Below are 9,393 nucleotides of genomic sequence, written 5' to 3' on the forward strand. Positions count from 1 at the left end.
GCCGGAGAGCCCCGGAGCCGGGAGCCTCAGGAGCAACTGATCCGGGACTCCGCCCAGTCGGCCAGGGCCACTGCGCCGAACGGCGTCTCCGGCTCCACCACGAGGCGGATCGAGGACTGGCCGACGATGTTCACGTTCACCGGGACGGCGGGATCGCCGCCCGCCATCACCGGGGAGCGCCACAGCCGCGCCCCGTCCCCGTTGAACACGGAGAACCGCACCGCCCCGAGCCCCAGCGTCAGATCGTCCACCCCGACCAGGGCCTCGTAACGCGTGCAGGGCCGGTTCAGCTGGATGGTCACCGAGGAGCGGGCGTGGACGGTCACCCCGTGCGCGTAACGCGTGGAGGCGATGGACACGTTCGAACGCTGCCAGATCCAACTGCTCTGCCCCAACACCACTTCCGGCTCGGTCTGGTCGCCGAACACGGAGTACGCCAGCTCGCTGACCTGATACACCTCCGGGGCGGGCGGGGGCGGCGGCGGGGGTTTCGGAGGCGGCGTCGGCTTCGGGGACGGCGGTGGGCTCGGCGCCGGGGGCGCGGGCTTCGGCGGCGGCTCGGGAGAGGGCGTGGGGCTCGGCGTGGGCTTCGGAACCGGCTCGGAGGGGGCCGGCGCCGGGGGCGCGGGCGGCGCGGGCGCCGGCGGAGGCTTCGGAGCCGGTTTCGGGGACGGCGGGGGAGGCGTGGGCACCGCGGGCGCCACCACCGGAGGCTTCGCGACCGGCTTGGGCTCCGGCTTCGGCTGGTCGTCGCCGACGAGCGCCCACACCAGACCGGCAGCGGCGGCCACGGCCACCGCGGCGGCGATGCCGGCCTTGGCGGGTGCGCCGAGCCCTTCGGAGGCGGCGGCGCCCCCGGCGGCCCCACCGGTGGAGCCGGACCCGGTGGCCGCCGCGGCGGCTCCCGCACCGGCGGCCCCGGCCGCGCCGCCGGCCACGATGCCCGCGGCCTTGAGCGCGTACCCGGTGGCGAACCAGCCGATGACCGCGACGGGCAGCAGCGCCGGAATCCCGGCGTTCACATGGTCCAGCTCGCCTGCGGCCAACCGGCACTTGGCGCACTCGTCGAGGTGCTTGCGCAGCCCGCGTTCGGCCCGGGTCCGCAGCCCGCCCCGGGCATGGGCGCCGAGCCGGTCGGCGTACTGCGCGCAGTCCCCGCCGGTGGTGAGCGCCTGGCTGACATGGGCCTGGAGATACGCCTGCTTGAGCCCCTCACGGGCGCGACTGGCCAGGACGGCCGTGGCGTTGGCGGTGAGACCGAACAGCGGGGCGATCTCGCTCGGCGACTCCTCCTCCACCGTGGTGTGCCACAGGACCGCCTGCCAGCGCTCCGGGAGGGTCCGGAACGCCTGCATCGCCATCGTCTGCTCGGCCTCGTGCATCGCCAGGACATCGGCGCCGAGGTCGAGGGTGTCGTCGTCGGAGAGCTCGGAGGAGCGGGAGGCCTGTGCGGCGAACACCGCGAAGTCGTCGACCAGATGCTCCCGCTTGGCGCTCTTCGTCCAGGCGGCGGCGACGTGGCGGACGGCGGTCATCAGATAGGCCCGGACCGCTTCCGTCGGCCCCTTTCCGCCCCGTACGGCCTGGAGCGTGCGCGCGAACACCTCGGCCGTCAGATCGTCGGCGGTGTGCGCGTCCCGGCAGCAACTGCGGGCGTAGCGGAGGACCGCGCCCGAATGCCGCCGGAACAGCTCCTCGTAGGCCTGGTCGTCGCCCGCCCGCATGTCCTCGATCAGCCGGGCGTCGGAGAGACCGGCTTCGGGGGCCCCGCCGCGGCCCGCGCGCTGCTGCGGAACCGCGTGCGCGCCGACCGGGCCGGCGGCGTCCTCCTCGACGGCTGCGGCGGGCCACGGGCCGGGCAGCACGGTGCCGCCCTCGGCCTCACCGCCCGACGGGCCGCGTACGCCCTGGGGCGGCACCTGTCCGGCGGACGGATCGTCGGCCTTCGTGTCCCTGCCGGCCGCAGCGATCTCGTCGAGCGGCTCTTCCTGCTGCTCGTTACCGCTCATCGCGGAAGCCCCCGTATACACCCTCGGACCCGAATACCGGCCAAGACTGCCACATGGCTCAATCGCGTTGGCCCTTCAGTCCCGCCAACCACTCATCCGGGGCGTTTTCTGGAAAGTGAGTACGGGAGATCCCTCTATCGGGGAATGAGCCCCGCTGATTCGTCTCCCGGCACCCGCTCACCGTCACGCCGGCCGCGACCGCAGCCCCTCCAGCAGGATGTCCAGCAACCGGGCCGAGGCCGCGGCCTGCTGGGCGGCGTCCGGCAGCGAAGGGGCCGCCGTGGCGATGACCAGCAGCACATCGGCCACCGTCACATCCCGGCGCAGCTCACCGGACTCCCGGGCCCGGTCCACCAGCCGTCCCACGACCTCCAACAGCTCGACCGCGCCCGTCTCCTCACCGAGCCCGTCGAGCCCGTCGACGCGGCCGGGGCGTTGGCCGACGACGCGGAAGTCGTCCGGGCCCACGCCCTGCCGCTGCTGCGGAACCCGGGTCTCGTCCACCGCGCCCGGCGCCGTCCCGGAAGCCGCCGGTGCGCCCGGCTCCTCCGCGTCGACCCCGACCCGCAGCACCTGCGGCGGCAGCAGCCTGCCCGCACCCGACGCCACCGACGTACGCAGGAAGCGGGAGAGCGCCGACCAGGGTTCCTCCTCCTGCCCCAGCGCCGTACGCGCCTGCTCGGTCAGCCGGGAGGTCTCCTCCTCGGCTATCCGGCGCACCAGAACGTCCTTGCTCGGGAACCGCCGGTAGACGGTGCCGACGCCGACGCGCGCACGACGTGCCACGTCCTCCATCGGAGCGCCGTAGCCCAGCTCGCCGAACACCTCGCGCGCCGCCCGCAGCACGTGCTCCAGATTGCGCTGCGCGTCGACGCGCAGGGGAGCCGAGCGCGGTGCGCCCGTGGTCCCCGTCGTGGCCGATCCCGCTGTCGTCGATGCCGCGGTCGTCGCCCCGTTCGGGGCCTGTCCGGCAGCGGCCGAACTCATCGCCGCCGCGCTCACCGCGGCCGCCGAGCGAACCGCGTCCGCCGAGCTCATGACGCCGAGCGCTCCCACGGAGCCGAGGCGTCCGTGGTTCTCGGACGCGTGCGAGAGCGCGGCCTGGCCATACGTATCCTGCATATGCATAACTTCCCCCGTTATGACGTCTCCCCCCGGAGACTTCCCGCCGTTTCAGTCGGGGAGCGGAGCACAACGAAATCCGCACCCGACACCCCGACGGGTTAAGAACATAGTTGAGCCCGCGTCAATTCAGAAGGGGGTTGTTCCGCATGGCACGCTCCCCGATCGGACCAAGATCCGATCAGCACCGGAACATCGCCCTCCCGCATACCCCATGCGTAGTGCCTGACCTGCACGGCTGCCGCTTCTCACCTCCCACCGGCCCCGAGTGCCGTTGAGGAACCTCCAGTCACACAATTTGCCGGGCCTGTGGACAAACCACTGACTCCGTTGCGTCATGGGGTGGTGATGGCTCCAGATTCCCGGGGGACGACCCCCGGCACCCGGCCAGGTGTGCGCATTCTCGTCGTCGGCGGTGGCTACGTCGGGATGTACACAGCGCTGCGTCTCCAACGGAAGTTGAAGCAGAGACTGAAGAGCGGTGACGCGGAGATCGTGGTCGTCACGCCCGAGCCGTACATGACGTACCAGCCCTTCCTCCCCGAAGCGGCCGCCGGCTCGATCTCGCCGCGCCATGTGGTCGTGCCGCTGCGCCGCGTCCTCGACGCCTGCACGATCGTCATCGGCGAGGCCCGGAGCATCGACCACGCCAAGCGGACGGCGACCGTCACCACCCTCGCCACCGGCGAGGACGGCACCGGAGCCCTGGAGATCGAGTACGACGAGATCGTCATCGCCCCCGGGTCCGTCTCACGCACCCTGCCGATCCCCGGCCTCGCCGACTTCGGCATCGGTTTCAAGACCGTCGAGGAGGCCATCGGGCTGCGCAACCACGTCATCGAGCAGATGGACATCGCCTCCGCCACGCGCGACCCCGCGATCCGCGACGCCGCTCTCACCTTCGTCTTCGTCGGCGGCGGCTACGCGGGCGTGGAGGCGCTGGCCGAACTGGAGGACATGGCCCGCTACACGGCGCGGTACTACCACAACATCAAGCCCGCGGACCTGAAATGGATCCTGGTCGAAGCCTCCGGGCGGATCCTCCCCGAGGTCGGCGAGGCCATGGGCACGTACGCCATCGGCGAGCTGCGCGGCCGGAACATCGACGTACGCCTCGACACGCGCCTCGACACCTGCCAGGACCGCGTCGCCGTCCTCAGCGACGGCTCCCGCTTCCCCACCCGCACCCTCGTGTGGACCGCGGGCGTCAAACCGGCTCCGCTGCTCGCCGACACCGGCCTGCCCCTCACCGAACGCGGCCGCCTCCGCTGCACCGCCACCCTCGGCGTCGAGGGAACGCCGCACGCCTGGGCCGCGGGCGACGCCGCCGCCGTTCCCGACCTGACCGCCTCCGAACCGGGCCGCGAGACAGCGCCCAACGCCCAGCACGCGGTGCGCCAGGCGAAGGTCCTCGCGGAGAACGTCCTCGCGTCGATCGACGGCCGCCCGCTCCAGGAGTACCGGCACAAGTACGTGGGCTCGGTCGCCTCCCTGGGCCTGCACAAGGGCGTCGCGCACGTCTACGGTCGCAAGCTCAAGGGCTACCCCGCCTGGCTGATGCACCGTACGTACCACCTCAGCCGGGTGCCGACGTTCAACCGGAAGGCACGCGTCCTTGCCGAATGGACCCTGGCCGGACTCTTCAAACGCGAGATCGTCTCGCTCGGCTCTCTGGAGCACCCCCGCGCCGAGTTCGAACTCGCGGCGGGCGGCGGCTCCGGCGCCCCGGGGCTCCCCGGCCCCGGCCGCCCCAAGGGCCCCGGAGAACCGCCGGAGGACCGCCGGTCGGACAGCTGACGGGCGGCCGGGCGGCGACTGTCAGTACGGTCGGTCACACTGGACGTGTGACCATAGGTGGGCCCACGCCTGCGCAGAGTGACCCGGTCGGCCGTGACCAACAGTGACCAGCAGCGACGCACCACCAGCACGCCGAGGCCCGGCTGCGCCTTTCCGGGGGCGTGGCCCCCGGCGCCCCCGAACACGGCAGAAGAAGCAGCCCGCCCGAGCCGACCAGACCGACACACGAGGCCAGAAATAACGTGAACTTCACGCGTTGGAGCGCCCGCCTTCCCGGAACGCAGCGCCGAGCCGCCGCACGGGACGACCGTAGTTCCGTGCCGGCGGCCCGGGGTGAGTTCGCCCGGCCGGAGGGTTCCCCCGCCCTGCCGGACGACGCCGCCCCGGCGCTTTCCGGCCCCGCCTCGACGGGAGCCCTCCCCGGGCCGGCCCTCGACGACCTCTCCGCCCGCGAGATCCTCGGCCGGCTCCCGGCCCCCGTCGCCCTGCTGCACGGACCGGACCACCGCATCGCGTACGTCAACGACGCGTACGAGGCCGTGTTCGGCCCGCGCCCGTCCGGCGTCCCCGCGGCCGAGGCCATGCCCGAGCTCGCCCAGCTCAGCGTGCTGCCCCTGCTCGACCAGGTCCTGCGCAGCGGGACCGCCCGCACGGTCAAGTCCCGCAGGACCGCCGAGGGCGGTTCGTACACCGTGACCTGCACCCCGGTCGCCGCCTGGGACAGCGCGAGGAACAAGGACGACGACAAGGACAGCGATCAGGGGGACGGCAAGCCGGAGGGCAGGGGAGAAGGCAAGGGAGACGGCGGAGAAGGAGGCGTCCTGGTGTACGCCGCCGATGTGACCGACCACGCCGAAGCCGCCGAGCGCCTGCGCACCAGCGAGCGCCGCCACCGCGAAACGGCCGTCACCCTCCAGCGCTCCCTGCTCCCGCAGGAGCTGGAGCAGCCCGACGACCTCCGCATCGCCGCCACCTATCAGCCCGGCGGAACCGACGCCGCCGTGGGCGGCGACTGGTACGACGTCATCACCCTCGGCGCGGGCCGCACCGCCCTGGTCATCGGCGATGTGATGGGCCGCGGGGTCCGGGCCGCCGCCGTGATGGGCCAGCTCCGCACCGCCGTCCGCGCCTACGCCCGACTCGACCTTCCGCCGCACGAGGTGATCCAGCTGCTCGACGGCCTCGCCGCCGAGATCGACGCCAGCCAGATCGCCACCTGCGTCTACGCCGTCCACGATCCGAACGAGGGACAGCTCGTCTACGCCTCCGCCGGCCACCTCCCGATCCTCGTCTGCGACGAGGACGGCACGGTCCACCGCGCCGCGGATCCCACCGGCCCGCCGCTCGGCACCGGCGGCTGGGTCCACACCTCGGGCACCATCGCGCTGCCGCCCGGCTCCACCGCGGTCCTCTACACCGACGGCCTGGTCGAACGGCGCAGCGAGGACATCGACGAGGGCGTCGCCTCACTGGCCCGCGCCCTGTCGGGCGCCAAGGGATCACCGCAGGTGGTCTGCGACCGCCTGATCCGCTCCCTCGGCGTGACGGCCGAGCACGACGACGACGTGGCGGTCCTGGTGGTCCAGCACCCCGCCCGTACGGGGTCCAACGCGGAGCTGTTCCACAACGCCGCGCTCGAACTCCTCGGCGGCATCGAGGCCGCCCCACGGGCCCGCGCCTTCGCCACCGGGGTCCTGACTTCCTGGCGCTTCCCCGTCGAGCTCCGCGACCTGGGCGTCCTCGCCACCAGCGAACTGGTCGCGAACTCCCTCCAGCATGGCACCCCGCCGATGCGCCTGGGGCTGCGGCGCACGGACCGCCGGCTGATCATCGAGGTCACCGACGGCGACGACCACCTGCCGCGCCGCCGCCAGGCCGAACCGGCGGACGAGGCGGGACGCGGCATCTCGATCATCGCGTCGATCGCCACCTCCTGGGGGAGCCGGCGCACGCCGGGCGGGGGCAAGGCGGTCTGGTGCGAGTTCGCCCTGCCGCAGTGAGCAGGGCGTTCCCTCGTCCGGCCCGGTCAGCGACCGGCGGCGGCGGAGGCCGAGGTGGACGCCGGGGCGGTCTCGGGGACGTCTCCGCCCTCGGGCAGTGACACCGCCACCACCCGCGAAGGGAGGTGCGCCAGCGACGGCTGGTCCTGTACGGGGGTGAGCCGGCGGCCCAGCCGCAGCGCGAGCACCGTGATGCCCAGCGAGAACAGCACGAAGGTCACGATGTACGGGCCGTGCAGCGACGCCCCCATCGGCCCGCCGACGGCCGGACCGACCGCGAGCGCGAGCTGCTTGCACAGGGCGAACGCCGAGTTGTACTGCCCGACCATCGACTCCGGAGCCAGATCGGCGACCAGCGGGGCGACGGTCGGCGACAGCATCGCCTCGCCCAGCCCGAACAGGGCGTACGTCGAGATGAACGCGGCCGTCGCCATGGTCTGGCTGCCGTGCCCGAGCCCGGCGTATCCCGCCACGATCCAGGCGAAGGCCCAGATGAGTCCCACGGCCGCGATGACCCGGCTGCGCCGCCGCCGCTCCACGAGCCGCAGCACGACGAACTGCGCCACGACGATGACCGCGGTGTTGGCGGCCAGTGCGAAGCCGAGGGTCGAGGGATCGATTCCGGCGGCCTCCGTGCCGTACGCGGCCAGACCGGACTCGAACTGCCCGTAGCAGGCGAAGAACAGCACGAACCCGAGCACGCACAGCTGCACCATGGCCCGGTGCGAGAGCAGGGCCCGCAGCCCGCCGCCCTTCGCGGCGGACCCGTCCGCCGGGCGGGCGCCGCCGAGCGCGGCGGTACGCGGCATGCGCACGGTGGTCACGATGACACCGAGCACCACGAACATCGCGGCTTCGATCAGGAAGAGCATCGTGAAGCTCGCCGGACGGCTCACGTCCACGAGCTGCCCGCCGACGAGCCCGCCGAGGCCGAGCCCCAGATTCTGCAGGAAGAACTGCGTGGCGAAGGCGCGCGTGCGGGTCGCGGCGCTGGAGCACCACACGAGCATCGTGGCGAGGGCCGGCTGCATGACGGCGGTGCCCGCGCCCAGGAACGCGGCGGCCAGTACGGCGGCCGGAACGCTGCTCGCGTACCCCAGGGCTGCGGCGCCCACGGCAGCCAGCCCGGAGGCCACCACCAGCACGGGCAACGGGCCCCGCCGGTCGATGGCCCGCCCGGTGAACGGCAGAACCGCCAGCGCCGCCATCGCGAAGACCGCCAGGACGACTCCCGCCGTCCCGGCGCCCAGATCCCGTACCTGCGCCACATAGACGTACAGATACGGAACGGTGAACCCGAGTCCGAACGCGCTCAGCGCGCTGCCCAGCTGGATCCGCCGCAGCGCTGCGCCCATCTCCCTGGTCACACTCACCTACCTCAAGATCTCGAAGAAATCAGACTCGAAGACTTTAGCACTAAACTTAGAAGGTGAAAACTACACGTTGAAGGACTTCAAGGGTGCTGGGGGCGTGTCATACTGCCCGCCATGTCTGAGAGCCCCGAGGAGCCCGGCCCCAGTGAGCCGAGCCTCGACGAACAGATCGCCGCCTACCAGCGCGAGTTCCGCGACCTCGACCCGCAGGTCGAACAAGTCGTCTCCGCACTGGGCCGTCTGAACCGCCGGATGAACGTGGCGTACGGGAGACAGGTCGCCGCGCTCGGCATCAGCAACGCCGAGTGGGAAGTCCTCAAGACCCTGGTCCTGTCCGGCGCCCCCTACCGTCTGGGCCCCGGCGAACTGGCGAAGCGCCTCGGTCTCACTCCCGCCGCCATGACCCACCGCATCGACCGGATGGCCGGCGAGGGCCTGGTCACCCGGGACCGCGACGAGAACAACCGGGTCCGCGTCATCGTCGAACTGACCGACGAGGGCCGTACGAAGTGGCTCGAGGCGATGCGCATGGCGAGCGACTTCGAGGAGGACCTCCTCCAGGACCTCTCCGGCGACGAGCGAGGCGTCCTCGGCGAGCTGCTGGTCCGCCTCCTGCGCCGGGTGGAGCACGCCCAGCCGGATGCCGGCGGCCGCCTCACCGACCTGGGCTGAAGGCCACCGGGGAGGTCCCGCGGAGGCCACCGGGGGTGGGTTGACACACCCCTGGTGGATCCGTAAAGTTCTCCGAGTTGTCACGGAGTCGGAATCGATCCGAGGCAGCCGATCCCGCCGCGAACGCGGCAACCAAACTTCAGCACGATCTCCCACTCGGGATGATTTCGGCATGCCGGAATTCATGACGAAGGCCCGATTATGAACGGCCGGGGGAATCCGCTAGAGTTTGGGCGTCGGAACGGCCCAACAGCCGGGAAGACAAGCCCTGCTGACTGGGAATCAGGCCCGAAAGGATCTGATAGAGTCGGACTCGCCGGAAAGGGAAAACGCGAAAGCGAAGAACCTGGAAAGCGAAAACTGCTTGACCCGCTTCGGCCGGGAATCGGACGCGAAAGAGTCTGATAGAGTCGGAAACGC

Annotated in this window: 6 protein-coding genes; 3 read left to right on the top strand and 3 right to left on the bottom strand. The window is 72.1% G+C overall.

Translation table 11 applies throughout. The features are described 5' to 3' along the window. Window positions 1-26: 26 nt before the first annotated feature. Both ACH4UK_RS19400 and ACH4UK_RS19405 read right to left on the bottom strand, forming a co-directional pair. On the bottom strand, window positions 27-2,009 hold the full coding sequence (locus ACH4UK_RS19400; RefSeq protein ID WP_398357728.1) for a sigma-70 family RNA polymerase sigma factor: 1,983 nt from the start codon (window positions 2,007-2,009) through the stop codon (window positions 27-29). Window positions 2,010-2,192: 183 nt separating this feature from the next. Beyond that, entirely contained in the window at window positions 2,193-3,137 is a 945-nt protein-coding gene (locus ACH4UK_RS19405) for a TetR/AcrR family transcriptional regulator (protein WP_398357730.1), read from the bottom strand. A 342-nt stretch (window positions 3,138-3,479) separates the two neighbouring features. On the opposite strand from ACH4UK_RS19405, the gene ACH4UK_RS19410 reads away from it, so the two are divergent. Together ACH4UK_RS19410 and ACH4UK_RS19415 are read left to right on the top strand one after the other, a co-directional pair. Beyond that, window positions 3,480-4,928: an NAD(P)/FAD-dependent oxidoreductase gene (locus ACH4UK_RS19410; RefSeq protein WP_398357732.1), complete on the top strand. Its 1,449-nt coding sequence runs from the start codon at window positions 3,480-3,482 to the stop codon at window positions 4,926-4,928. 242 nt (window positions 4,929-5,170) lie between these two features. Further along, the gene (locus tag ACH4UK_RS19415; RefSeq protein WP_398357733.1) at window positions 5,171-6,928 is read left to right on the top strand and encodes a SpoIIE family protein phosphatase; all 1,758 of its coding nucleotides are present in this window, start codon (window positions 5,171-5,173) and stop codon (window positions 6,926-6,928) included. Window positions 6,929-6,954: 26 nt separating this feature from the next. On the opposite strand, the gene ACH4UK_RS19420 is transcribed toward ACH4UK_RS19415, so the two are convergent. Then, window positions 6,955-8,283 (bottom strand): MFS transporter, encoded by a 1,329-nt coding sequence (locus ACH4UK_RS19420; RefSeq protein ID WP_398357782.1) that lies wholly within the window; start codon window positions 8,281-8,283, stop codon window positions 6,955-6,957. Window positions 8,284-8,415: 132 nt separating this feature from the next. Here ACH4UK_RS19420 and ACH4UK_RS19425 point away from each other — a divergent pair, with 132 nt between their 5' ends. Then, window positions 8,416-8,973: a MarR family winged helix-turn-helix transcriptional regulator gene (locus ACH4UK_RS19425; protein WP_398357735.1), complete on the top strand. Its 558-nt coding sequence runs from the start codon at window positions 8,416-8,418 to the stop codon at window positions 8,971-8,973. Window positions 8,974-9,393: the final 420 nt, after the last annotated feature.

This window comes from Streptomyces sp. NPDC020884 (assembly GCF_044333935.1).
In the GTDB taxonomy this organism is placed as follows: Bacteria; Actinomycetota; Actinomycetes; order Streptomycetales; family Streptomycetaceae; genus Streptomyces.